We start from the raw sequence: 24,234 nt of genomic DNA, 5'->3' as shown, positions 1-24,234 counted from the left end.
GTGCGGCGGGGCGGGAGCCCCGCCGCCGCTGCGGCCGCGTGTGGCTGCTAGGACTGCGCGGGTCCGGCGGGGGCGCTTGCGCCCTTGGATGCCGCTTCCGGGGCGGCGTCCGTGGACGGTTCCGACGCAGCGTTCGGCACGGCCGTAGTCTCTGCGGGCGCCTCCGTGGCCGGGGTGCCGCGGCGCTTGAAGCGGCGGCCCTTGAGCGCCGCCTGGGAGGACGTGTCTGCGTCCGTCAGGCCGCCGGCCGCCGGCGCGTCGCCGGCAACGCTGTCCTTCGCCTTCCCGGTCCGGGGCGGCAGGCCGCGGCGGCGCCGGGTGGGCCAGGTGAGGATGAGGGTCAGCAGCGAGGCCAGCAGCACCAGTGCGCCGATCGCGATCCCCGCGTCGCTCCAGAACTGGGCCGGGAAGAGCCGGATCAGGGTGTCCTGCAGCGAGAATGTCCAGGTGCCGTTGGCGAAGAAGATCTGGTGGAACTCGGTGAAGAACTGCTCCCAGCCGAGCACCGCCAGGACGCCCAGGCCGATGATGATCACCAGGGTGGCGATCGAGCCGGCGAAGAGCCCGCGGCGGACCCCGCCGGTGCTGCGGCGGCGCAGGTAGAGGATGGCGACCAGGCTGACGATGCCCAGCAGCGTCCCCGCCGCGAAGGAGGAGAGCATCACGGTTTTGACGTCGGCCATGTGGCTGACCTCGCCGGCCTTGAACAGCTTCTCGCCGCTGCGGTTCACCAGTTCGCCCAGGTAACGCGGGCCGGACCAGTTGCCCAGGTAGTCCACGGCGTAGGAACCGTAGGTCATCCGGTCATCGATGTTGAAGCCGTAGCCGTCGCCCGGGAAGCCGGGACGGTTGTATTCGGCCCAGAGGAACAGCGGGCTGGTCACGGCGCGGACGGCGAGGACCAGCAGGATGACCGGGAAGCAGATGGCCAGCAGGACCTGCATGACCCGGGGGGCCACGGGCTTGGCGTTGGCGGCCTGCTCGCGTTCGGCGTTGCGGCGCTCGACTTCCTCCTGGGGCGGGCGCACGTGCAGGGCCGAGGTGGGGAGCGCCTCGCGGTAGGCGTCCTCCCCCGCGGGACGGCCGACGGCGGTGGCGCCGCCAGCGCGCTCGTCGGTGCGGCGTTCGTCGGTCCGGCGTTCGGCGGCAAGCCGTTCGGCCCGGCGGCCCTGGCGTTCACCGGGTTCTGCGACATTGTCCTTGCCCGGGGCCGGCTTCGAGGCGGCGGCGCCGGAGGGCTTCATCCACTCGAAGGCGGGCTCGTCCGTGTCCCCGGCGGGATCCAGGTCGGGCTCCGGCCGGTTCGGAGGGGTGGCACTCTTCTCAGTCACTGCTGCTTCGCTTCCGTCGGATTCCGCGCGTCCGGGCGTCGAGCCGGGCCGCGCCTCATATCTGTTCTCGAGCCTACCGTCAGGGTTTCGGCCCCGGGGAGGTGCCACCCCGGACCGTCACCGATTCGTGGCCAAACTCGCCGCCCCCTAGCGCTTGGCATACACGTTCCAGGGGATGTTCCAGTCGCCGAAGCCCTCGAGGGGTTCCACCGGCGGAGCGCCCGTGTTCAGGGTCTGGACCACGTCGCCGGGTTTCATCGTGGCGAAGAACCACGCGGCGTCCGCCGGCAACAGCCCCACGCAGCCGTGCGAGACGTTCGCCCGGCCCACCGCGCCCCAGGCCGATTCCAGGGCCTGGTGGACGTACACGCCCGACGTCGTGAGCCGGTTGGCGTACTCGACCGTCAGTGGCGGGTAGTAGCCCTTGTCCCCCGGCTTGAGCCCGATGCTGCCTGCGTTGAACGGGGAGCTTCGCTCCTGCTCCATGATCACGGCATACCCCGTCGGGGACAGCCAGTCCTCCCCGCCGAGGGTGACCGGCGCGGTGCGGGCGAGGGCGCCGTCGATGTAGACGTTCATGGTCTTGGTGGTGTCGTCCACTACAGCGATCCGCTGCGGGCCTACCGTGTAGCCGATCCGGGTGTCCGCGTTCCCCACCATCCCGTTGCCGAAGTCCACCCCGAAGAGGCGCAGGTCCACGCTGACCGTGGCGTTGGCGGCCCAGAAGGTTTCCGGCCGGATCCGGGCGCGCCGGTCCGAGTACCAGCGCCAGGCCACGGGTTGGCCGGAGGATGCCGTGACCGTCACGGCCCGCTCCAGCGCCTCCTTGTTCTTCACCGGTTCGCTGAAGATGATCTCAAGCGGCTGGCCGGCGCCGAGGGTGCTGCCGGCGCGGGGGTAGACGGCGGCGTCGGCCTCGTTGGCGGCGGCCACCGTGGTGAACCGTTGCTCCCGGACGGTGGTCCGCCCGGCGCCGTCGACGATCGTGAAGCGATACCGGTAGACGGTGTCAAAGTCGAGCGGCTGCTCCGCCGTCCAGGTGGAGCCGTCGGCGCTGAGGCTGCCGGGGACGGGGCCGCCACCGTTCTCGGGGCGCAGCGTCACCTCCAGCACGCGGCCGTTCACGGCCTTGACCGCGGGCAGCGAGGCCGGGTTGACGCCGGTGGCACCGTCCAGCGGCGTCACGCCAAGTTCCAGCGGCTGCAGCACGGGGACGGCGAGTCCGCTGACCGAGCGCATCGGCGCGGACGCCTCCGACGGCAGCTTTTCCTCGGCCCAAACCGGGGCGGTGGCGGATCCGATGCCGGCCGCGGCCAGGAGGAGGCAGATGCCCGCGACGGCGGGCAGCCTGCTCCGGCGCTTTAGTTGGCGTACTGGGCCCATGGGATATTCCAGTCGCCGTAGCCGTCGTCGAACGCGGCGAAGTCGCCCTCGGTGTTGACCACCTGGACCACGTCGCCGGCGGTCATGTTGTCGAAGACCCACTGGGCGCCGTCGGGTCCCAGCCCGATGCAGCCGTGCGAGAGGTTGGCCTTGCCGATAAAGGGCAGGGCGGAGTCGGTGGCCTGGTGGATGAACTCGCCGCTGGGGGTCAGCCGGGTGGCGAAGTTGACGTCCAGCTCTCCGTAGTAGGCCGGGTCACCGGGCTTGAGGCCGATCGAGGCGGCGCTCATGTGCTCCACCCGGTACTTCTCCATCAGCACCAGGTAGCCGCGCGCCGAGGGGAACCGGGTGTCGCCCATGGTGGTGGGCCATTCGCCGACCTGCTGGTCGTTGACGAAGGCCTTGAAGGTGTGGGCGGTGGCGTCGGCGATCGCGGTCTTCTTGTCCCCGATGTGGATGGTGACCTTCTTGTTGAAATTGCCGATCTGGCCCTTGCCGAGGTCGACGCCGAAGAGCTGCATGTCCATGGTGATGGTGCTGTTGGCGGCCCAGAAGTTCTCCGGCCGGTACCGGACCATGGTGTTGCTGAACCAGTGGAACTCCCCGGGCTGGCCGGAGGTGGAGGTGATCTTGATGGCCTTCTCGACAGCGTCGCGGTTCAGGACCGGTTCGCTGAAGGTGATCTGGATCGGCTGCGCGACGCCCACCTTCATCCCGTCCAGCGGGTAAATCGCGGCGTCGGCCTCGTTCGCGGTGGAGACCGTGGTGAAGCTGCGGGTGGAGGTGGTGCTCCGGCCGGCGGCGTCGATGACGGTGTAGGTGTAGGTGTACCGGGTGTTGAACTTCAGCGGCCCGGACGCGGTCCAGCTGGAACCGTCCGCGCTGAGCGTGCCATCCACCGAGCCGCCGGATTCGCTGGTCAGGGATGCCCGGTCGATCCGCCCGTTGCCGACCTTCAGGGTCACCGGCGAGGCAGGGTTCACGGCCGTGGCGGCGTCCGCCGGGGCCGCGGTCAGCTGGACCGGCGGCAGCACCGGGTAGGCCAGTCCCGGGGTGGACCGCTCCGGCGAGGAAGCCTCGGAGGCAAAGGACGGGTGGGCCAGCGGCCCGGCCGCGGCGAAGACTCCTCCGCCGGCTCCCAGCACGCAGACAGCGGCCAGGACGATGGCCTTGCGGCGGGTGCTCCAGGTTTTTGAGACGGTCACGATACTCGGGTCCTTCCAGACGTCACCTTGCCAGCATAGGGGCAAACGGGCGCCGGACCGGGCCGGACCGAGGCACGATACGGTCACAAAAAGGCCCCGGGCCCGCGGCGGGTGCCGTGGGCCCGGGGCCTTCCCGGGAGACTCAGGGGATGTTCCCAGGGAGCTCCTAGTAGCGGTAGTGCTCCGGCTTGAACGGGCCGGCAACGTCGAGGCCGAGGTACTCCGCCTGTTCCTTGCTCAGCTCGGTCAGGGTGGCGCCGAGGGCGTCCAGGTGCAACCGGGCGACCTTCTCGTCCAGGATCTTGGGGAGCACGTAGACCTGCTTCTCGTACTCCTTCTCACCCTCGGGCTGGCCGGCCTTGGTGAACAGTTCGATCTGCGCAATCGTCTGGTTCGCGAAGGAGTTGCTCATCACGAAGGACGGGTGGCCGGTGGCGTTGCCGAGGTTGAGCAGGCGGCCCTCGGAGAGGACGATGATCGACTTCTCCCCGTCGGTGCCCTCGTTGAAGACCCACTCGTGGACCTGCGGCTTGATCTCGACCTTCTTGACGCCGGGGATGCGGGCCAGGCCGGCCATGTCGATCTCGTTGTCGAAGTGGCCAATGTTGCCCACGATGGCCTTGTCGCGCATGCCGGCCATGTGTTCGGCCAGGATGACGTCCTTGTTGCCGGTGGTGGTGATGAAGATGTGGCCCTCGGCGAGCACGCTTTCGAGCGTGGCCACCTGGTAGCCGTCCATGGCGGCCTGCAGCGCGCAGATCGGGTCGATCTCGGTGACGATCACGCGGGAACCCTGGCCCCGGAACGCCTCGGCGGCGCCCTTGCCGACGTCGCCGTAGCCGCAGACGACGGCGACCTTGCCGCCCATCAGGACGTCGGTGGCGCGGTTGATGCCGTCGGGCAGGGAGTGGCGGATGCCGTACTTGTTATCGAACTTGCTCTTGGTGACCGAGTCGTTGACGTTGATGGCCGGGAAGAGCAGCTTGCCCTGCTCCGCGAGCTGGTACAGGCGGTGCACGCCGGTGGTGGTCTCCTCGGTCACGCCCAGCAGACGGGAGCCGATCCGGGTCCACTTCTGCGGGTCCTTTTCGAGCGAGGCGCGCAGCACGGACAGGAAGACCCGGCCCTCCTCGGACTCGTCGTCGCCTGCGGCCGGGACGGAGCCCAGGGCCTCAAACTCGGCGCCCTTGTGCACCAGCATGGTGGCGTCGCCGCCGTCGTCGAGGATCATGTTCGGGCCCAGGTCCGGGTTGCTGTCCGCGCCGGGCCAGGTCAGGATCTGCTCGGCGGTCCACCAGTATTCCTCGAGCGTCTCGCCCTTCCAGGCGAAGACGGGGACGCCCTGCGGGTCCTCGACCGTGCCCTGGCCGACGACGACGGCCGCGGCGGCCTCGTTCTGGGTGGAGAAGATGTTGCAGGAGGCCCAACGGACCTCGGCCCCAAGAGCGGTGAGGGTCTCGATCAGCACGGCGGTCTGAACCGTCATGTGCAGGGAGCCGGCGATCCGGGCGCCCTTGAGCGGCTGGCTGGGGCCGAATTCCTCGCGCAGAGCCATCAGGCCCGGCATCTCGTGCTCGGCGAGGCGGATCTGGTGCCGGCCGGCCTCGGCCAGGGAGATGTCGGCAATCTTGTAATCGAAGGTCATGAAAATCCTTTGGAGTAGCCGGGTTGGAAGCGTCGGGTTGAAAGCACGGGGCTGTCAGGGGTTCGGAGCCGCGGGCGGTTCCGATGGGAAGCGGGCGGGGCACCCTTGGTGGGGTGCCGCACCCGCCCTGGGGCAGGTGCTAGTCCGCGGCGTGGCGGGGTCCGGCGGGCGCGCCGCCGTCGTGCTGGTCGGACGCGGCGGAGCCGGCGGCGGCCAGGAGTTCGGGCGGGAGCAGCAGCGGAATGCCGTCTTCGATGCCGTAACGGAGGGTGCGGCCCTGCGCGTCGGGGCTGGTGGCAACGAGTTCCTCGCCCTCCTGCACCAGGGTGGAGCCGGTGACCGGGCAGCGCAGCACGGAGAGAAGTTCGGAACTGATCAATGGCACGTTAAGACCTGGCATGGCGAAGGCTCCCTGGGGGCGCCGCGTCGGGCGCCGGTGGCTTACGGAAAGTTCTTCCCCAGCCTACCGCTGATTCGGGGCTCAGGAGGGTTCGCGGAGGACGCGCAGGTGGCCGCGCCGGGCGCCCTCCGGGGCGGCCGGGGCCTCCAGGGCGGGATGGCTGGCACGCTGCCCGGGGGCCTGGGCCGCGTCGTTACCCTGGCCGGTGGCGGCCGGGCGTCCGGCGGCCTCACGGACGGCGTGGGCCAGGGCCAGCAGGTCGTCGGGGCCGGGCCCGGCGGGCGTCGCGGGCATGGCCAGGCGGAGGACTTCCCAGCCGCGGGGCACCGTCAGGGACCCGGCGTGCTGTTCGCAGAGGTCGTAGCAGTGCGGTTCGGCGTAGGTGGCCAGCGGGCCGAGAACGGCGGTGGAGTCGGCGTAAACGTACGTCAAAGTCGCCACCGCCGAATTCCGGCAGGCGGACCTTGAACAGAGACGAATTGCACCCACGACACCACAGACTACTCCCCTGCACGGTTCCGGGGCCGCATTGAAACACCGCAGGAGGGGCCCGCGCCCGCGTACGGCCCGTCATATCGCGGAATCAGGGCGCCGGGTTTAGAGTCGAGGTATGCAGTCTTTGCCCCACGATTCCGGCTTTACGGTGCGGCTCACGGAGCCCGGCGCCGCCGCGGGCGGCCGTGTCCGGGGCTTCCGCGAACGCCGCAGGAACCGCCATGGCCGCGGCCTGCGCGGTGAGCTGCTGATGCCCACCCTGCCGGGGTACCGGACCCGCGCGGAGCGCTTCGACGACTTCGTCCTCGATTCGGCCCAGCGCCTCCACGACATCTGGGGCAAGCCGCTGGACGGGGTCCGGTTCGCGGTCGAGGACATCCCGCCGCAGCTCGAGCAGCTCGTGGCCGAGGGCTCGCCCGCGCCGATGGGTGCCTACGCGCCGGCGACGGCGGGAGAGGGCCCGGTGATCACGCTCTACCGCCGCGTGGTGGAGCAGGCGTGCGGGAGCCGGGAGGAACTCGCGGACCTGGTTCACGACGTCGTCGTCGAACGCACCGCAGAGATGCTGGGCGTTCCGCCCGAGACGCTCGACCCCGTCTACCGCCGCCGCTACTAGTAGCCGAGGGTAACGGCGACCTTTTCCTGCCCGGCCGCGCCCGGGGACACGGGCACGGTGGCCACGTCCGCCTTGCCGTCGCGTTCGAGCAGGACTGCGCCGTAAGCCGCTTCCCCCGCCGCGGACACCAGGTAACCCACCACAGCGGAGCCTTCCACGTCGGCGGGGACCTGGACCGATGCGGTCGTGCCGCCGGCGATGTCCGCCGTCGTGGCACTGCGGATTTTGCCGTCCGCGGTGACCGGCGTGTAGGAGATGGTGGCGCGCCCGTCCGGGGCGCCGAACATCAGAAAGCGGCTGCCGGCAGCCGGGACCGGCACCAGGTGCTGGCTGCCGAGCCGGATGGCGGACGGCGACCAGGCGACGTCCGTGGGCTCCTCGGCCTTGAGCCCGCGGGTGACGCGGGCGGCCGCGGTGAAGGAGACGTCGGAGCTGGCCGAGACGGTGTAGTGCCCGGCCGGCACCCCCGCGAGCGGGACGGTGGTGACCGCGCCGGCCTTGGCGGTGACGACGCCGCCGCCGGGCAGCGGCTTCTGCCCGTCCCGGCCGTACATCTTGACCTCCACGACGGCGTCCGCGGCGCCCGGGACGGCGATCTGGAGTGCGGGGCCGGCGTCCCCAAAGCCGGACTTGGCCGTGAGCGGGCCGAGGGCGGCAGGGTCCTGGATGTCCAGCCCGGTGACGGCCTGCCGGGTGGCGGGGCCGGTGCCGGGGGTGATGAAGTCGACGCCGCCGGGCGTCAGTCCGCGGAGCACGCTCTGCTGGATGACGGCGGCCACGGGGCCGCCGGTGCTGCGCACCCGCACGGCCAGGCTGTCCTGTCCCGGCGCGAGGCCGGCCAGGACGATCGAGCGGGTGGTGCCGGGGGCCACCAGCAGGCCTCGGCTGCCCGGGGCCTGGATGACGCCCTTGGCGCCGAAGAGGTCGAGGTTGACCGTCGCCGGGGTGCCCGAGGCATTGCTCAGGTTCAGCACGGCGGTCCGGCCGAGGGAGGTGTCCGCACCTACCAGCCAGAGATCGTTGGCGGGATTCTGGCAGGCCGCGGCGGCGGTGCCGCGGAGGTCGCCGTCGTCCGCGGCGTAGCTCATGGCGGCGGCGGCGGAGGGCTGCTGGTCCCGGAACGCGTCCGCGCTGAGGACGCTCACGGCGTCGATCCCGCGCTGGGCGACGGCGGCGCGGGGTGCCGGCGGTGTACTCGCTGGGGCCGGAGCCGGGCTGGCGGTGGCGGGCACGGCCGGGGCCTTCGCCAGTTCCACCAGCGGACTGCCGGTGAGGCCGGCGAGGCGGCTGCCGGGGATCACGCCGGACCCGTTGCCGAGGACCAGGGCGGAGACGGCGCTCTTGGCCGTGGCGGACTCGGGGCTGAACTGCGGGTCGGTCCCCACCGGGGTGGCCTGGAGCAGCCGGGCCGGGGCGGGGCACACGGCCACGAGGTTGCCGGCCGGGACTGCGGCCTGAGGTGCCGCCAGCGGGCTGCTGCCGGAAGTCCGGGGCGCCAGTGCCGTGGCGGCCACCAGTCCGCCGCCGGCGGCCACTATGACCACGCCGGCGAGGATCCCGCCCAGCGGGCGGGCCAGGGTCTTCAGCCGCCGGGCTGTTGGTTGGGAATCAGTGGGCCGGGACTCCTTGGGCTTGTGCTCTCTGGGCCGGGATTCCTTGCCTCGGGCGCTGCGGTCCCGTTTGCCGTCGGACGGACCGTCGCCGGAGTTTTCGGGCCGGGCCGCGGGGTGCTGTTCGTCAGGCATGCTGGTGTTCCTTCCGCAGGGACGCTTCGTCCCGGGAGATGCCGGCATTGCGGCGGCGGGCGGGCATGGGGATGGCCAGCAGCACGGTCAGGCCGATCACGACCGCCTGCCCGATACCGGTCCAGAGCGCCCAGGGGTTCTCGTAGCGGATGCTGAGCTGGCCGCCGCGGGCCGGCAGCGTGAAGGCCTGTGCCCAGTCCGAGGTGGTGGCGGTGAGCCGCTTGCCGTCCAGGAAGGCGCTCCATCCGGCGTCGGCCCGTTCGCTGAGGACCACCAGCCGGCCCTCGGGGCCGTCCGGAACGGGGGCGTCGGCGCCCAGCGGTCCGGCGGGCAGCAGCCCGGTGGTGGCGCCGGAGCCGTCGAGGATCCGCAGCCGGTGCGCCACCTCCGCGGCGTCGGCGGGGCCCTGCTGGCTCCGGTGCAGCGGGGTGATACGCCACAGCCAGCCGACGTCGGTCTGCCCGACGGCGACGAGGCCGGGGACGGCGTCCATGCGGCTGGCCGTCAGCTGGGCCGAGCTGTCCGTGGCCGAGAGCACCACGAAGCCGATGCCGAATTCCTCCAGCAGCTGTCGCGGATCCACGCCCTGGCCGGCGACGATGGTGGCGACCACGGAGCGGAGTGAGCCGTTGACGGCGTCGTCCAGCCGGACGGATTCCTCGCCCGGGGCCCCGATGACGGGCCGGGCGGAGGCGATCGCAGACAGGGCGTCCAGGGTGGTCCCGGAGCCACGCATCAGCGAGGCGGCGAATCCGCCGTTGTCCTGTGCGGAGATCACCAGGGTCCGGGCCTGTTCGGGACCCTCGCCGCGGTCGATCGCGGTGGCGGGCAGCGCCGTGGACCGGCCCGGCTGAAGAAGCCGGGAAACCCCGAGCGCCCCGTCACCGGCGGCGGCATCTGCGGCGTCGGTGCCGGCGGCAGGTCCCGCGGCCGGGGTTCCGGTTCCCGCGGATCCGGTGGAGGCGGCCCCGGCTGAGGCAGTTCCGGCGGGGGCGGCCGTGGTCTGCAAAACGTTGTGCGCGGACCACGCCGCCAGCCCTGCCAGCGGCCCGGCGACCAGAAGCACGACGGCGGCCGCGGCGGCGCCCTTCATCAGAAAGGCAGGGACCGCGACTGCACGGGCCGGAAGCGCCCGGGAGGTGGTGGGCCCTTCTGTTGCGGTGTCGGCGGCCGACTCGGCCCCCGACTCTGCCTCAACGGTGACGGACCGGGTGCGGGCTGCGGCCGCGGCGTCCAGCAGGGCCTCGGCGCCGAGCAGCGCCGCGCCGAGCAGGAGGAAAGCGGCGGCAGACACGGCCGGTCCGGAGAACGGGGAGACCAGCACCTCGGCGCTGGCGGCGACGGCGAGGTGGCCGGCTAGCCAGCTTCCGGCCAGCAGTACGAGGGCCGCGGCCCACAGGCTGCGCGCGAGGCGGGGCCGGCGGCCGGTGCCGCGGCGGCCCGGAAGGAACAGCGCAGTGAGCGCCAGCACCAAGACGGGAACCCCGGCCAGCAGGGCCAGCAGCAGCGCCCACGGCACGGGGCCAGGACCGAAGAGGGACAGCCCGGTCAGGCCCGCGCCGGCGTCGAAAGCAAGCGGCTGGCCTAGCGCCTGCTGCCACAGCGGCGCGGCGTCGAAGCCGAGCGGCAGTCCCGGGTCAGCGAGCAGGGCGCGAGGGCGGTCCAGGGCGGAGAGAGCGAACGGAACGAACAGCGCCAGGCTGGGAAGCAGCGACCACCAGAGCGTGCGTCCCCGGCGGCCCAGCAGGACCGCGCCGAGGACGATCAGGACCAGGGCAGGCACCAGGAGCGATGGGGCGGCGGCGGTGACGACCGCCAGGGCGAGCCCGGCGGCGGCCGCGGCGGTCCAGGACGGCGTCCCGTTGATGCCGGGTTTGATGGGGGGCTTCTCGGTAAAGCGGCGCTCCCCCGGCGCGGGCACCGCGAAGCGGCCGCGGCCGGGGACGGTGCCGGTGGCGCGCAGCAGCGCCAGGACCAGCAGCGGCAGCATCACATGCGCCACCAGGGCACCCAATCGGCCCTGGTTCAGGGCCACCTGCAGCGCCGGGGCGCCGGCCCAGGCCAGCGCGGCGATGAACCGCAGCCGGCGCCGCCGGGTCAGGGCCCCCGCGGCGAACCAAGCCGTCAGGGCCGCCAGCGGCATGGCCAGCAGCAGCAGCCACACGACCGAGGCGTTGGCGTTCCCCGCGCCGAGGACGCCCAGGAACCAGAGCACGAAGCCGAAGGGATCCCCGCGCCCGGGCAGCCCGGCCCCAAGTTCCACCCACCAGCCAGTGGCGTGGTCCCAGATCCTGCCCAGCCCGGTGGAGAGCGGGATCAGTGCGCCGCCGGTGACGGCGTCGGCCCGGAAAATGTTCAGCAACCCGGCCACCGAGGCCGCGGCGGCGAGCAGCACCGCCAGCAGCGCGCCGGCTCCCACCCAGCCGCGGTCCGTCGCGGCCAGGGCGGCGAAGTCGTCGGCGGCGTCGCCGCTGGGCTGCTCCCCCAGCGGGTCGTGGCCCGGCATACCCTCGGCGTCGTCGGAGCCGAGGGACTCGATCAGGGAGCGCCGGTGGGCCCAGACCTCGCGGCGGTGGGTCTGCAGGCCCTTGATCACGGAGCGGCGGATCCGGCGGGTGCGCGCGGCGTTGCGGCGGCCGCGGAAGACGGCGGCGGGCCGGGCCAGGGCGCCGAGGGTGGCGACCAGCTGGGCCAGGCCGTGGCCGGGGTCCTTGAGCGCGATGCTCAGGACAAGTTTGAACAGGCTTCCCAGCAGGGCGCCGACGGCATGCAGGGGCACCTTCCAGGCCGAGGCGTGCTTGAGCCGCAGGTGGACCTGGGCCTTGCGGGCGGCTGCGGGGGTGCCCTGGCCGTGCGGGCGGTGCGCCACGTGGAACATGCGTGCCGTCGGGACCACCACCACGCGGTGGCCGGCCAGGCGGTTGCGCCAGCAGAAGTCGACGTCGTCGCCGGTTCCGGGCAGGGCCGGGTCGAATCCGCCCAGCTGCTCCCAGACGTCCCGGCGGACCAGCATGCCGGCGGAGTTGACGGCGAAGGTGTCGCTGCGGCCGTCGTACTGGCCCTGGTCGAGCTCGTCCGCCTCGATCAGGGTGAGCCGCTCGGCCCAACGGCTGATGGAGAGTCCAACGTCGATCAGGCGCCGCTCGGAGTGCCAGTCGAGCTGCTTGCAGCCTGCCACCGTCACCGAGGGCGCACGTTCGACGGCGTGCAGCAGTTCCGCGAGGGCCTCGGGGGCCGGGGCGGCGTCGTCGTGGAGCAGCCAGATCCATTCGGCGTCGGCGGCCATGCCCTCCCGGCGCGGGGCCAGGGCGGCCAGGCCGGCCTGCACCGCTCCGCCCATGCCGGTCCGGGAGTGTTCAACGGCGGTGACGTTACCGGCGCCGAGCGCCTGCGCCAACAGGGCCGCCGAATGGTCGCGGGATCCGGTGTCGACCCCGATCGCGGCGTCCGCGGGGCGCGTCTGCGCCGCCAGGGCCGCGAGGGTTCTGGGGAGGTAGTCACCGCCGTCGCGGGCTACCACGACGGCGGTGACTCGTACTTCTTGAAGAATTAGACTGCCCGCTTCCTAAGCCTGCGGCGTTCCCGCTCGGAGAGGCCACCCCAGATGCCGAAACGCTCGTCATTGGAGAGTGCGTACTCCAGGCACTGCGAGCGGACGTTGCACGCGCCGCAGACCTTCTTGGCGTCCCGGGTGGAGCCGCCCTTTTCGGGGAAGAATGCCTCGGGGTCCGTCTGGGCGCACAGCGCGTCCGTCTGCCAGCCCAGCTCGCCTTCGTCGTCGAAGTCCTGCTGCGCGGGGAGACCGATCCAGATCGCCTGGGTTACGGTGCCGGCGTCGGGGGCCTGCACCTCCATGGGCGGGTCCAGCGGATCGTCGTCGAGATCCGGGTTCCCCGCCGGGAGAGCCTCGTGGGCTGCGAGGAAGGCCGTGGCCTGGTCCTCCAGCGCGTCCTTGGTCTGGCCGTTGTAGCGGTCCGCGGCCTCCGGATCGGCCGGGTCCACGTACCAGTCGCTCGGCACTCCGCGTGAACGGTATTTGGCCGTCGCCTGGCCGGCGACAACTTCCTCTTCATGGATACGCTCTGCAAGCCCCATTGGCGTTTCCCTCTCTGATTGGCAGCCCCTGCTTGACCCACGGACACTCGGTTGAGCGCCGGCTGTTGTGCGGTGGCTTTCGTTCCCTAATTACACGTGTGTAAGTATCGGGGAGTCAAGCGGCAGCAGGGATAATAATCAATTCCTTGGGAATTCCTGAGGCACGCCACGCCCGTGATTTTTTGCGCGGCCTGCGGCCCATCCCCGCCGAATGGGAAGCATGCTGACCACCTTTGGGGGGCTAATGGCGATTTCTGCTCCCTTTTGGCCGACATTCCGGCATCATCGGCGGCATCCCCCTCCCCCGCGCCCACCACTCAGATAACGGCGGCACCGCACCCGGCGCCGTGCCGCGTGACCGAGATCACCCGGACCGGGCGTGGGTGGCTCCGGGGCACTGCCACGTGGGGCGCGGCGGCCTCCGTGGCAAGATGAACGCCATGAACATCCCCGCCGCCGACCTGATGTCGGCCCTGCGTTCCGGCCAGTCCACCGCCCCGCGCCTGACCTGGTACGGCCCGGACGCCGAGCGCGTCGAGCTCTCCGGCCGGGTGCTGGATAACTGGGTGGCGAAAACCAGCAACCTGCTGCAGGACGAACTGGACGCCGAACCGGGGACCCGGCTGCGACTGGACCTGCCGGCGCACTGGAAATCGCTGGTGCTGGCCCTGGCCGCCTGGCAGTTGGGGATGGAGGTGGTGCTGGCGGACGGCGACGCCGAACTGCTCGCCACGGCGGATCCCGGCCCGGCCGCGGCCGCCGGCGGGGTCGACGCCGTGCTGGCCGTGGCGCTGCCGGCCTTGGCGATGCGCTGGCCGGGCGAACTCCCCAGCGGCGTGCTCGACTATGCGGCGGAGGTCCGCAGCCACGGGGACTTCTTTATGGCCTACGTTGACCCGGAGCCGGACCGGACCGCGCTGCGGGACGCCGCCGGCGTCGACCATCCGCACGGCCGGCTGGTCGAGGACTTCGGGGCCCTGCCAGGGGTTGCGGACGACGGCGCTGACAGCGCTGCGGCGCCGCGGTTGCTGGTGCAGGCCGGGGACGGCCTGGAGGCGGCGCTGTCACGGGCGCTGTGGGCCTGGTCCAGGGACGGCTCGGTGGTGCTGGTGCACCCGGACGTTGCCCTGACCGAGCGGCTGCTGGGCGACGAACGGATCAGCCTCCGCTGATCCGGCCGAGTCCGCGAAGCAGGCCTACGGGGCCTAGCGTCCGTCCGGCGTCGCGCCCGGGGTTCCGGTCTCGCGGCCGGCCGGCACTGATCCGGCGGCGTGCGGGTGCGGGTGGCGTTCGATGATCTCGTGGTCGCCGGAGAACTCCGGTTCGTCGTCGAGTTCCTTGTTGAACACCAGGAACCGGTAGGCGAAGAAGCGCACCACGGTTGCGACCAGGATGCCGACGACGCCGGCCAGGAACAGCATGTTCTTGTCGTTGATGCCCATGCCGTACTTGGCGAGGGCGGTCAGGCCGGTGGAGATGCCGATGCCGATGCCGTTGATCAGCACGAACATCAGGAACTCGCGCAGCACGTTGGCCTGGCGGCGGTGCCGGAAGGTCCAGAAGCGGTTGGCAATCCAGGAGAAGATGGTGGCCACGGTGGCCCCAACGAAGCGCGCCTTGGCCTCGCTGTCGGACATGGGACCGTGCATCAGGTAGTAGGTCAGGCCGTTGTCGATGACAAAGGCGACACCGCCGACGGCTCCGAACTTCGCTACTTCGCGCCAAAAGAGCGAGGCGAGCCCGCGGATCCGGTCTGCAAGTGTGGTGATCATGACCCTCCGAGGGCGTTGCTGTCTGTGGGGCCAAGTGGCCGACGGCCTATTTTAGCGCCGTTTCCCCGGAGATTGCCCCGCCGTGGGGACTCACCGGCCCAAATCACGGGTCCGGGGTCTCGTCCGGCGCGGTGTTCGGTAGGCTGGTCGATGTGACTTTTCCAGTAATCGGCGTGGTTGGCGGCGGCCAACTAGCCCGCATGATGGCCCCAGCCGCGACCGCTCTCGGCTTCGAACTCCGTGTCCTCGCCGAGGCTGAGGACGTCTCCGCGGTGGCCGCGGTGGCGAAAGCCCCGGTCGGCGACTACAAGGACCTGGACCACCTGCTGGAGTTCTCCCGCGGGCTGGACGTCCTCACCTTCGACCACGAGCACGTTCCCACGGAGCACCTGCGTGCCCTGATCGATGCCGGCGTCAACGTCCACCCGGGCCCCGACGCCCTGGTCAACGCCCAGGACAAGCTCGTGATGCGCGCCGCGATCGACCGGCTGGAACTGCCGAACCCGCGCTGGGCCGCGGTGGACGACGTCGACGCCCTCGTCGCGTTCGGCGACGACGCCGGCTGGCCCGTGGTGCTGAAGACCCCGCGTGGCGGCTACGACGGCAAGGGCGTGCGCGTCATCGCCTCGGCCGGGGACGCCGCCGCGTCGGCCGACTGGTTCGAATCGATGTCCCCGCTGCTGGCCGAGGCCAAGGTCGAGTTCAGCCGCGAACTCTCCGCCATGGTGGCCCGCACCCCGGACGGCGAGTGCCGCGCCTGGCCCGTCGTGCACACCATCCAGGTCGACGGCGTCTGCGACGAGGTGATCGCCCCCGCCCTGGACATCCCCCTGGAGGTCGCCGCCGCGGCGGAAGACGCCGCCGTACGGATCGCCAACGAACTCGGCGTCACCGGCGTCATGGCCGTGGAGATGTTCGAAACCCCCGGCGTCGGCTCCGGCTTCCTGATCAACGAACTGGCCATGCGCCCGCATAACACCGGCCACTGGACCCAGGACGGCTCCGTCACCAGCCAGTTCGAACAGCACCTGCGCGCCATCCTGAACCTGCCGCTGGGTGCCACCGACCTGCTGGGCCCGGTGGTGGTCATGAAGAACTTCCTCGGCGGCGCCAACCAGAACCTCTACTCGGCCTACCCCGCGGCGCTGGCCACCGAGCCGGCCGCCAAGGTCCACAGCTATGGCAAGGCCGTGCGGCCGGGCCGGAAGATCGGCCACGTCAACCTTGTCGGCGGCTCCACCGCCGACGTCGACTCCGTCCGGCAGCGCGCCGGCGCTGTCGCCGCCATCATCCGGGACGGCCGGCCCCAGGCCGCCGCGCCCGAGACCACCGGGGAGACCGAATGACCACCACTGACACCACCGCCGCCCCGCTCGTCGGGCTCGTCATGGGCTCCGACTCGGACTGGCCGGTCATGGAGGCCGCCGCGGAGGCGCTGGCCGAGTTCGGCATCCCCTTCGAGGCCGACGTCGTCTCCGCCCACCGGATGCCCACCGAGATGATCCGCTACGGGCAGACCGCCCACGAACGCGGCATCCGGGTCATCATCGCCGGCGCCGGCGGCGCGGCCCACCTGCCCGGGATGCTCGCCTCGGTGACGCCGCTGCCGGTGATCGGGGTGCCCGTGCCGCTTAAGACCCTCGACGGCATGGACTCGCTCCTCTCGATCGTCCAGATGCCCGCAGGCGTGCCGGTGGCCACCGTCTCCATCGGCGGCGCCCGCAACGCCGGCCTGCTGGCCGTGCGCATGCTGGCCGCCGGGACGGACGCGTTCGCCGCGGAGCTGCGCGCCGAACTGCTGCGCTTCGCCCAGGACCTCAACGACGCTGCCACCGCCAAGGGCGCCAGCCTGCGCGCCAAGGTGGCCGAGGTGTTCTCCGCCGAGAACACCGAACCGCGGGGCGGCCGGTAAGGATTCCCACCATGAGCGAAGGATCCGCCGGCGCGCCGGACACTGCCCGGCCCGGGCGGACCAGGCTGACGGACCCGGTCCGGTATCCGCGGGGAGCCGCGCCCGCCACCCTGACCCGGCGCGGGATCCTGCTGATCCTGCTGACCCTCCTGGTTCCCGGCAGCGCGCAGCTGGTGGCCGGCGACCGGCGGCTGGGACGCCTCGCCCTGCGCGTCACCCTCACCGTCTGGGCCCTGGTACTGGTGGGGCTGATCCTGCTGGCCGTCGCACGGCCCACGCTGATTAACCTCGTCGCCAACCCGATCACCTCGCTGATCCTCGTGGTCGTGCTCGCGGCCCTCGCCGTCGGCTGGGCGACCCTGTTCCTGAACACGCTCCGGCTGATCCGGCCGGTGCTGCTGCCCGCGGCCCGCACCCGCGCCGCCGTCGTCCTCGGCCTGGTCGTCGCGATGGTGCTCAGCGCCGGCGGGCTCGGCTACACCGCCTACCTACTGAATGTCGGCCGCGAGGCGATCGGCACCATCTTCGCCGACGGCCCCGCGATGGAACCCTCCGAAGGCCGCTACAACTTCCTCATGATGGGCGGCGACGCCGGCGCGGACCGGACCGGCCGCCGCCCGGACAGCCTCTCGGTGATCAGCGTGGACGCCAAGACCGGCGCCTCCGCGATCATCTCGATCCCCCGCAACCTGCAAAACGCCAGGTTCAGCGACGATTCGCCGATGCGGAAGATCTACCCGGACGGCTATAACTGCGGCGACGAGTGCCTGATCAACGCGATCAACACCGAGGTCACCAACGAACACCAGGACCTCTACCCCGGCGTCGAGGATCCCGGGGCGCAGGCCACGCTCGAGGCCGTCTCCGGCACGCTGGGCATCAAGGTCCAGGCCTACGTCCTGGTGGACATGGACGGCTTCGCCAAGCTCATCGACGCGATGGGCGGGATTCGGATCAAGGCCGGCGGCTGGGTCCCCATCAGCGGCGAGACCATCGACGAGGCCAACGGCATCCACGGCATGCCGCTGGGCTGGATCCCCGCCGGGGACAACACCCTGGACGGCTACCACGCCCTCTGGTACGGCCGCTCGCGCGAATTCGTCGACGACTACGCCCGCATCGCCCGGCAGCAGTGCGTCCAGCAGGCCATGCTCAAGCAGCTCGACCCGGGCACCCTGCTGACAAAGTTCGAGGACATCGTCAAGGCCGGCACCAAGGTGGTGGACTCCAACGTCTCCGCCGGGCAGCTGGGCAGCTTCGTGGACCTCGCCATGAAGTCCAAGGGCCAGCCGGTCCGCCGCCTGACCATCGGGCCGCCGGACTTCGAGGCGTACTTCTCCACCGTCCCGGCCTTCGACCGGATCCACCAGGCCGTGGACAAGCTCCTCGGCCCGGCCCCGCAGGCGGCCGCCGGCACCGATGAGCTGCTGCGCCCGGCCGCGGTCCCCGGACCGCTCTCCGCCGCCGGCACCATCTCCGGGCTGTCGGCGCAGGCCGCGCCCGGGACGGTGCCCGGAACGTCGCCGGCGCCGTCGCCGTCGTCCTCGGACTTCACCCCGGTGACCACCACCCCGGACGGTGAACCCATCACCGAGGAGATGCTCAACGACTTCAAGCGCCAGGGCGACGAGCAGTCGATCCGCAACCTGGTCGCCACCAACGGCCAGTGCGCCCCGCTTTAGGATAAGGATCCATGTACGCACTCGAGAACGTCCTCCGCCCCTACGCCTGGGGCTCCCCCACCGCGATCGCCGGCCTGCTGGGCCGCCCGGCCTCCGGCGGCCCGGAAGCCGAGCTGTGGATCGGGGCGCACCCGGACTCCCCCTCCACCGCGGCGGGAGCGGACGACGGCGGACCGCTGGCACTGGACGCGCTGATCGCCGGCGACCCGGACCACTTCCTGGGCAGTGAGAGCATCGCCGCGTTCGGCCCGCGGCTGCCCTTCCTGCTGAAGGTCCTCGCCGCCGACCACCCGCTCTCCCTTCAGGTGCACCCCACCCTTGAACAAGCGCGGGCAGGCTTCGCGCGCGAGGAGGCCGCCGGCGTGGACCGGTCCGCGGCGACCCGCAACTACAAGGACGACAACCACAAGCCGGAGATGATCTTCGCGCTCACCCCGTTCGACGCGCTCTGCGGCTTCAGGCCGGCGGCCGCGTCCCGCGCCGTGTTCGAGGACCTGGCCCGGGCCTTCGAGCAGGCCGGCCGCGAGGTGCCGGCCCTGCTGCCGCAACTGGTCGGTGACCTCGCCCGGCCGGAGGAGGACCAGGCCCTGCGCGCCGCGTTCGAACGGCTGATCGGCGGGGGCGACGACGTGGCCGCCGCGACGGCCGCCGTCGTCGAGCTGCTGGCCGCCGGCACCCCGGAGGGACCGGACGCCACCGCCCTCGACACCGTCGGCACCCTCAACGCCGAGTACCCCGGCGACCCCGGCGTGCTGATCTCGCTGCTGCTGAACCGGATTTCCCTGGCCCCCGGCGAGGCCGTCTACCTGCCCGCCGGCAACGTGCACGCCTACCTGCACGGACTCGGGATCGAGGTGATGGCCTCCTCGGACAACGTGCTGCGCGGCGGCCTTACTCCCAAGTTCGTGGACGTGCCCGAGCTGTTGCAGACCATCGCCTTCGAGGCCGTGGGCGTCCCGGAGCTGCGCGCCGAGCAGACCATGCTGGGCCAGGAGCTGTACCGGCCGCCGTTCCAGGAATTCGCGCTGCAGCGCATCGAACTCGCCCCGGGCGGCGAGGCCGTTCCGCTGGCCCAATCGGGCGCCGCGGTGCTGATCGTGGTGGCCGGGTCCGTGATGCTCGATTCGCCCAAGGGCGACCTCCGGCTGGACCGCGGCGGCAGCGCCTTCGTGCCCGCCGCCGAGGCGCCGGTGAACGTCCACCCGGCCGGGGACACCGCCGAACCGGCCGTCGTCTTTGCCGTGACCACCGGAATGAAGGCCTGATCATGGACCACTTCCTGCAGGGCCCGGACTGGGCCCGCGTCCAGCGCGACCTGGGCCGCACCGTCCACGAGGAGTCCGGCGACGGCTGGAGCTACCTCGCCATCGAGGAAAGCAACCCAGCCGGCAAGCTCCTCTACGTCCCCTACGGCCCGGTGGCCGGGTCGGTGGCCGCCTTCGAAGCCGCACTGGCCTCGCTGACGGACCGCGCCAAGGCGTCCGGCGCGGTCTTCATCCGGGTCGAGCCGGTCAGCGCCGGGTTCTCCGCCGCGGAGGCCGACGCGGTCCTGCGCAGCCGCGGCCTGCGCCCGGCACCGGCGAACCTGCAGCCGGAGCTGAGCTGGATCGTGGATCTTGAGCAGGACTTCAAGGAGGTCCTGGCCGGGATGAAGCCGGTCAACCGGAACCTCTACCGCAACATCCACAAGAAGGGCGTGACCTTCCGGGCCAGCCAGGACCCCGCCGAGATTTCGGTCCTGCTGGGATTCCTGCACCAGACGGCGGCCCGCAACGGCTTCAAGCCGCAGAGCGATGAGTACCTGACGCAGGTGGCGCGGACGCTGATGCCCTCGGGCGCCGCGACCCTGTTCATCGCCGAGCTGGAGGGATCACCGATCGCGGCGGCCCTGACGTACGACTCGGCGGACACCCGCACCTACGCCCACGCGGCGCTGGATGACACCCACCGCAAGCTCAGCGCCGGCATCCCGCTGGTGGTGACCCTGATGGCGGACGCCAAGGACAAGGGCCTGAAGCACGTGGACCTCTGGGGCGTCGCGCCGGCGGACCAGCCGGACCACAAGTGGGCCGGGTTCACCGCCTTCAAGAAGTCCTTCGGCGGCCGGGAGGTCGCCTACCCGGGCACCTGGGACCTGCCGGTGAACAAGCTGCGCTACGGCGGCTACCAGCTGGCCCGGAAGGGCGCCCAGGTCCTGAAGGGGCTGCTCCGCAGGCTGCGGAAGTAGCCTCCGCGGCGGGTTTCGCCGTGCGACACGCAAAAACGCCCGCGCCCCGGAATGTCCGGGGCGCGGGCGTTTTTGCGTGTCGCCAGGCCGCTGGGCGCCGTTACTTAGCCCCGGCGCGCTTCTGCGCCTCGTAGGCGCTGGCCACCATGTCCTCCACCGTGTGCCGCATCTTCCAGTCCAGGTCCCGGGCGGCGCGGGTGCCGTCCGCCACGATCCGGTCCGGGTCGCCGGGGCGGCGCGGGCCGATCTCCGGTTCGAAGTCGATGCCGGTCACGGTGGCCATGGCGGTCATGATCTGCTTCACGGACAGGCCGTCGCCGGAGCCCAGGTTGTAGACCCGCTCCAGCGGCTTGCCAGCGGCCAGTGCCTGCGCGGCGGCGACGTGCGAGGCGGCGAGGTCGGCGACGTGGACGTAGTCGCGGACGCAGGTGCCGTCCTCGGTGTTGTAGTCGGTGCCGTTGATCTTCGGCGTCTTACCCGAGGTCAGCGCCCGGAGAACGATCGGGAACAAGTTGTGCGGGCTCGTGTCGTAGAGTTCCGGCGAGCCGGAGCCCACCACGTTGAAGTAGCGCAACGAGGTGTGCTTCAGGCCACGGGCCACGCCCTGGTCCCGGATCAGCCACTCGCCGATCAACTTGCTTTCGCCGTACGGGGACTCGGGCGAGGTGGACGTGTCTTCCGTGACGATGTCCACCCGCGGCGTGCCGTAAGTGGCGGCCGAGGAGGAGAACACCAGCTTGTCCACGTCGGCCAGTTCCATCGCCTTGAGCAGGTTGGCCGTGCCGGTGACGTTCTGTTCGTAGGTGAGCAGGGGTTCCTGCACCGAGACGCCGGCGTACTTGAAGCCGGCCAGGTGGATGACGCCGGTGACGCCGTGGTCCACCATGCTGCGGGCCACCACCTCGGTGTCCAGGATGCTGGCGTGCACGAACGGCACGTCCTCCGGGACGAATTCGCGGTGGCCGCTGGAGAGCGAGTCCACCACCAGGGAAGGGATCGAGGCCGCGCGCAACGCCGCGACCACGTGGGAGCCGATATATCCTGCACCGCCGGTTACAAGCCAAGTCATGGCACCACCCTATCGGGGTAAAGCTGATCCCGGCACGCGGGCGCGTACCGGGATCAGGAAATGACGGAGCGGGTGGCCGCTAGTGCTTGCGGGCGTAGCCCTCCCACTTGCTGGCCTGGTGCTCGCCGTCGACGAAGCGGATGGTGCCGGACTTGGAGCGCATCACGATGGACTGGGTGAGGACCTTGTCCTTGGAGTAGCGCACGCCCTTGAGCAGGTCGCCGTCGGTGATGCCGGTGGCGGCGAAGTAGCAGTTGTCGCTGGAGACGAGGTCGTTGGTGGAGAGCACCCGGTCCAAATCGTGGCCGGCGTCGATCGCCTTCTGCTTTTCCTCGTCGCTGGTGGGCCAGAGGCGGCCCTGGATGACGCCGCCGAGGGACTTGATCGCACAGGCCGCGACGATGCCTTCGGGGGTGCCGCCGATGCCCATCAGGGCGTCGACGCCGGTGCCGGAGCGGGCCGCGGCGATGGCGCCGGCGACGTCGCCGTCCATGATGAACTTCGTACGCGCGCCGGCCTCGCGGATCTCGTCCACCAGCGGGCGGTGCCGGTCGCGGTCCAGGATCATGACGTTGAGCTGGTTGACCTTGACGCCCTTGGCCTTGGCGATCAGGTGCAGGTTCTGCTTGACCGGCAGGCGCAGGTCCACCATGTCGGCGGCCTCGGGGCCGGTCACGAGCTTCTCCATGTAGAAGACGGCGGAGGGGTCGAACATCGAACCGCGCTCGGCGACGGCCAGGACGGCCAGGGCGTTGTTGATGCCGAGGGCGGTCAGCCGGGTGCCGTCGATGGGGTCGACGGCGACGTCGACCTCGGGGCCGGTGCCGTCGCCGACGCGTTCGCCGTTGAACAGCATCGGTGCCTCGTCCTTTTCGCCCTCACCGATGACCACGACGCCGTTGAAGTGGACGGTCTGGAGGAAGGAGCGCATGGCGTCGACGGCGGCGCCGTCGGCCTTGTTCTTGTCGCCGAAGCCCACCCAGTGGCCGCCGGCGATGGCCGCGGCCTCGGTGACGCGGACCAGTTCCAGGGCAAGGTTGCGGTCAGGCTCGTCGATGCCGACGGCAAGCGACGGGGAAAGCGTGGAGTACTGCTGGGTGATGGACGCAGGTGACACGTGAACCTCTTCTTCGAGTGGCAATCATCGAACCCGCCCGGCCGGGTGGCGGCCGCAACGGTCGTTCGTCTCTTATCGATCATAGTCACGGCCGCGTCCATCGGTCAGTGGATGACGGCCCCTTACCGGAACCTACTGCCCGGTAGCGTCCCGGCAGGGTCCGGACGGGGGCGCCGGAGGGGGCACCGTGGAATGGGAGATCGGTGCGCCATGGGCGACTATAGAAGGGTGAACGAATTGCAGGAAACGCCGTCCGAGGCGCCCCGAACGCCGGCCCCGGCGGACCAGCCCGTCAAACCCGTCATCCGCGCCGCCGCGGCCAAGCGCGCCAACGCGTCGGTGATCGGCATGATCGTCGCCCTGGTGCTGAGCATCGCGGCGTTCCTTCCGGTGGTGCTGATGAACCCGGCGCCCAAGAGCGACGGCTACCGTCCCAGCATCGACGTCGCCGGCATCGCCGCCAACGCCGCCGGAGTGGCAGGATTCACACCGGTTGCGCCGCAGGCGGGCGACGGGTACCGGGCCAACTACGCCCGGTGGGAGTCCGGCATCGCCACCGGCGTCGCCACCTGGGAGGTGGGCTACCTGACGCCCAAGGATTCCTTCATCGGCCTGGTCCAGACCAGGCAGTCCAACCCCACCTGGCTGCGGGACCAGACCAAGAGCGCCCCGGTCACCGGCACCCGGAACGCCGGCGGCAAGGACTGGGAACTGCGTGACACCGGCAAGGGCGAAAAGAGCATGGTCCTGAACTACCGCGGTACCACTGTGGTGCTCAGCGGACCGGCGACCCTGGCCGAGTTCTCCACCCTGGGCGCGGCCGTGGTCGCGGCGCTGGACAGCAACCCCGCCGCAACAGTTTCTGCGACGGCGGCACCCTCGACGTAAAGTAAGCAGGGTGACCACTCAACTGACTCCCGCCCTCGCCTGGCGCCGCCTGCAGGAAGGCAACCAGCGCTTCGTTGCCGGTGAATCCTCGCACCCGAACCAGGACGCCTCGCGCCGGTCCTCCCTGGTGGAGAACCAGCACCCGTTCGCCGTCATCTTCGGCTGCGCCGACTCCCGGCTCGCCGCCGAGATCATCTTCGACCTGGGCCTGGGGGACGCGTTCGTCGTCCGCACCGCCGGCCAGGTGATCGACGACGCCGTCCTCGGCTCGCTCGAGTACAGCATCGGCGTGCTCGGCGTGCCGCTGATCGTGGTCCTGGGCCACGACAGCTGCGGCGCCGTCATCGCCACCAAGGACGCCGTCGAATCGGGCGAGATGCCCGGCGGCTTCGTCCGCAGCCTGGTCGAGCGCATCACCCCGGCCGTCCTGACCTCGCTGCGCAACGGCCACACCGAGGTCAACGACATGGTCGAGGAGAACGTCAAGCAGATCGCTCAGCGGCTGGTGGACAGCTCGCGCACCATTTCCGACGCCGTAGCCAACGGCAGCACCGCGGTGCTGGGCGTGACCTACCGCCTCGCCGAGGGCCGGGCCGACCGGGTCTCCGGGATCGGCGAGCTCTAGGGTCCTCCGCGTGCACCTCATGGGGTC

21 protein-coding genes are annotated in these 24,234 nt (G+C 71.3%); 9 read left to right on the top strand and 12 right to left on the bottom strand.

Annotated elements, in window-relative coordinates; genetic code table 11:
* Window positions 1-47 precede the first annotated feature (47 nt).
* The 6 genes from ACFVY3_RS07780 to ACFVY3_RS07755 form a co-directional block, all read right to left on the bottom strand.
* Window positions 48-1,331, bottom strand: a complete 1,284-nt coding sequence (locus tag ACFVY3_RS07780) for a TIGR01906 family membrane protein (RefSeq protein ID WP_400159315.1) — start codon at window positions 1,329-1,331, stop codon at window positions 48-50.
* A 147-nt stretch (window positions 1,332-1,478) separates the two neighbouring features.
* Window positions 1,479-2,714, bottom strand: coding sequence for an Ig-like domain-containing protein (locus ACFVY3_RS07775; protein ID WP_400159314.1), 1,236 nt, complete (start codon window positions 2,712-2,714; stop codon window positions 1,479-1,481).
* A complete protein-coding gene (locus ACFVY3_RS07770) occupies window positions 2,693-3,919 on the bottom strand; it encodes an Ig-like domain-containing protein (RefSeq protein WP_290258526.1) in 1,227 nt (408 codons plus the stop codon). Before ACFVY3_RS07770 ends, ACFVY3_RS07775 begins: the two co-directional genes overlap by 22 nt.
* Window positions 3,920-4,085: 166 nt before the next feature.
* Window positions 4,086-5,564, bottom strand: coding sequence for an adenosylhomocysteinase (ahcY, locus tag ACFVY3_RS07765; protein ID WP_290258528.1), 1,479 nt, complete (start codon window positions 5,562-5,564; stop codon window positions 4,086-4,088).
* 139 nt (window positions 5,565-5,703) lie between these two features.
* Entirely contained in the window at window positions 5,704-5,949 is a 246-nt protein-coding gene (locus ACFVY3_RS07760; protein WP_290258529.1) for a hypothetical protein, read from the bottom strand.
* Window positions 5,950-6,045: 96 nt separating this feature from the next.
* Window positions 6,046-6,453, bottom strand: a complete 408-nt coding sequence (locus ACFVY3_RS07755; protein ID WP_290258530.1) for a DUF3499 domain-containing protein — start codon at window positions 6,451-6,453, stop codon at window positions 6,046-6,048.
* 121 nt (window positions 6,454-6,574) lie between these two features.
* Between ACFVY3_RS07755 and ACFVY3_RS07750 the strand changes: the two genes are divergently transcribed.
* Window positions 6,575-7,075 (top strand): metallopeptidase family protein, encoded by a 501-nt coding sequence (locus tag ACFVY3_RS07750; RefSeq protein ID WP_290258531.1) that lies wholly within the window; start codon window positions 6,575-6,577, stop codon window positions 7,073-7,075.
* On the opposite strand, the gene ACFVY3_RS07745 is transcribed toward ACFVY3_RS07750, so the two are convergent.
* The 3 genes from ACFVY3_RS07745 to ACFVY3_RS07735 are packed head-to-tail and all read right to left on the bottom strand — an operon-like array spanning window position 7,072 to window position 12,915.
* Entirely contained in the window at window positions 7,072-8,820 is a 1,749-nt protein-coding gene (locus ACFVY3_RS07745) for a DUF5719 family protein (RefSeq protein ID WP_400159313.1), read from the bottom strand. The genes ACFVY3_RS07750 and ACFVY3_RS07745 overlap by 4 nt on opposite strands.
* Complete coding sequence (locus tag ACFVY3_RS07740; RefSeq protein WP_400159312.1) at window positions 8,813-12,340, bottom strand: glycosyltransferase family 2 protein; 3,528 nt, start codon at window positions 12,338-12,340, stop codon at window positions 8,813-8,815. The genes ACFVY3_RS07745 and ACFVY3_RS07740 overlap by 8 nt, the downstream gene beginning before the upstream one ends.
* A gap of 29 nt (window positions 12,341-12,369) precedes the next feature.
* Window positions 12,370-12,915 (bottom strand): WhiB family transcriptional regulator, encoded by a 546-nt coding sequence (locus ACFVY3_RS07735; protein ID WP_400159311.1) that lies wholly within the window; start codon window positions 12,913-12,915, stop codon window positions 12,370-12,372.
* Window positions 12,916-13,355: 440 nt separating this feature from the next.
* On the opposite strand from ACFVY3_RS07735, the gene ACFVY3_RS07730 reads away from it, so the two are divergent.
* Window positions 13,356-14,087, top strand: coding sequence for a TIGR03089 family protein (locus ACFVY3_RS07730; RefSeq protein ID WP_400159310.1), 732 nt, complete (start codon window positions 13,356-13,358; stop codon window positions 14,085-14,087).
* A gap of 33 nt (window positions 14,088-14,120) precedes the next feature.
* Here the strand turns inward: ACFVY3_RS07730 and ACFVY3_RS07725 are convergent, their stop codons facing one another.
* Window positions 14,121-14,687, bottom strand: a complete 567-nt coding sequence (locus ACFVY3_RS07725) for a GtrA family protein (RefSeq protein ID WP_400159309.1) — start codon at window positions 14,685-14,687, stop codon at window positions 14,121-14,123.
* A 200-nt stretch (window positions 14,688-14,887) separates the two neighbouring features.
* On the opposite strand from ACFVY3_RS07725, the gene ACFVY3_RS07720 reads away from it, so the two are divergent.
* From ACFVY3_RS07720 to ACFVY3_RS07700, 5 genes are read left to right on the top strand one after another with little or no spacing between them, the layout of a single operon-like run.
* Window positions 14,888-16,033: a 5-(carboxyamino)imidazole ribonucleotide synthase gene (locus ACFVY3_RS07720; RefSeq protein WP_400159488.1), complete on the top strand. Its 1,146-nt coding sequence runs from the start codon at window positions 14,888-14,890 to the stop codon at window positions 16,031-16,033.
* Window positions 16,030-16,599, top strand: a complete 570-nt coding sequence (gene purE, locus ACFVY3_RS07715; protein WP_400159308.1) for a 5-(carboxyamino)imidazole ribonucleotide mutase — start codon at window positions 16,030-16,032, stop codon at window positions 16,597-16,599. Before ACFVY3_RS07720 ends, purE begins: the two co-directional genes overlap by 4 nt.
* Before the next feature lie 11 nt (window positions 16,600-16,610).
* Window positions 16,611-18,281 carry an LCP family protein gene (locus ACFVY3_RS07710; protein ID WP_400159307.1) on the top strand — a complete coding sequence of 557 codons (1,671 nt, stop codon included), beginning with the start codon at window positions 16,611-16,613 and terminating at the stop codon, window positions 18,279-18,281.
* Between the two features lie 11 nt (window positions 18,282-18,292).
* The gene (gene manA, locus ACFVY3_RS07705) at window positions 18,293-19,546 is read left to right on the top strand and encodes a mannose-6-phosphate isomerase, class I (protein ID WP_290258539.1); all 1,254 of its coding nucleotides are present in this window, start codon (window positions 18,293-18,295) and stop codon (window positions 19,544-19,546) included.
* A 2-nt stretch (window positions 19,547-19,548) separates the two neighbouring features.
* Entirely contained in the window at window positions 19,549-20,508 is a 960-nt protein-coding gene (locus tag ACFVY3_RS07700; protein ID WP_400159306.1) for a lipid II:glycine glycyltransferase FemX, read from the top strand.
* A 100-nt stretch (window positions 20,509-20,608) separates the two neighbouring features.
* Here the strand turns inward: ACFVY3_RS07700 and galE are convergent, their stop codons facing one another.
* A complete protein-coding gene (gene galE, locus ACFVY3_RS07695; RefSeq protein ID WP_400159305.1) occupies window positions 20,609-21,577 on the bottom strand; it encodes a UDP-glucose 4-epimerase GalE in 969 nt (322 codons plus the stop codon).
* Window positions 21,578-21,656: 79 nt separating this feature from the next.
* Window positions 21,657-22,694, bottom strand: a complete 1,038-nt coding sequence (glpX, locus tag ACFVY3_RS07690) for a class II fructose-bisphosphatase (protein WP_290258543.1) — start codon at window positions 22,692-22,694, stop codon at window positions 21,657-21,659.
* A 228-nt stretch (window positions 22,695-22,922) separates the two neighbouring features.
* Here glpX and ACFVY3_RS07685 point away from each other — a divergent pair, with 228 nt between their 5' ends.
* Complete coding sequence (locus tag ACFVY3_RS07685; RefSeq protein ID WP_364136843.1) at window positions 22,923-23,582, top strand: DUF4245 domain-containing protein; 660 nt, start codon at window positions 22,923-22,925, stop codon at window positions 23,580-23,582.
* A gap of 10 nt (window positions 23,583-23,592) precedes the next feature.
* Window positions 23,593-24,207 carry a carbonic anhydrase gene (locus ACFVY3_RS07680; protein WP_290258545.1) on the top strand — a complete coding sequence of 205 codons (615 nt, stop codon included), beginning with the start codon at window positions 23,593-23,595 and terminating at the stop codon, window positions 24,205-24,207.
* Window positions 24,208-24,234 lie beyond the last annotated feature (27 nt).

This window comes from Arthrobacter sp. BPSS-3 (assembly GCF_044628475.1).
Classification (GTDB): domain Bacteria; phylum Actinomycetota; class Actinomycetes; order Actinomycetales; family Micrococcaceae; genus Arthrobacter.
Note: the sequence above shows the minus strand (reverse complement) of the source record. Positions and strands in the feature narration are given on the sequence as shown.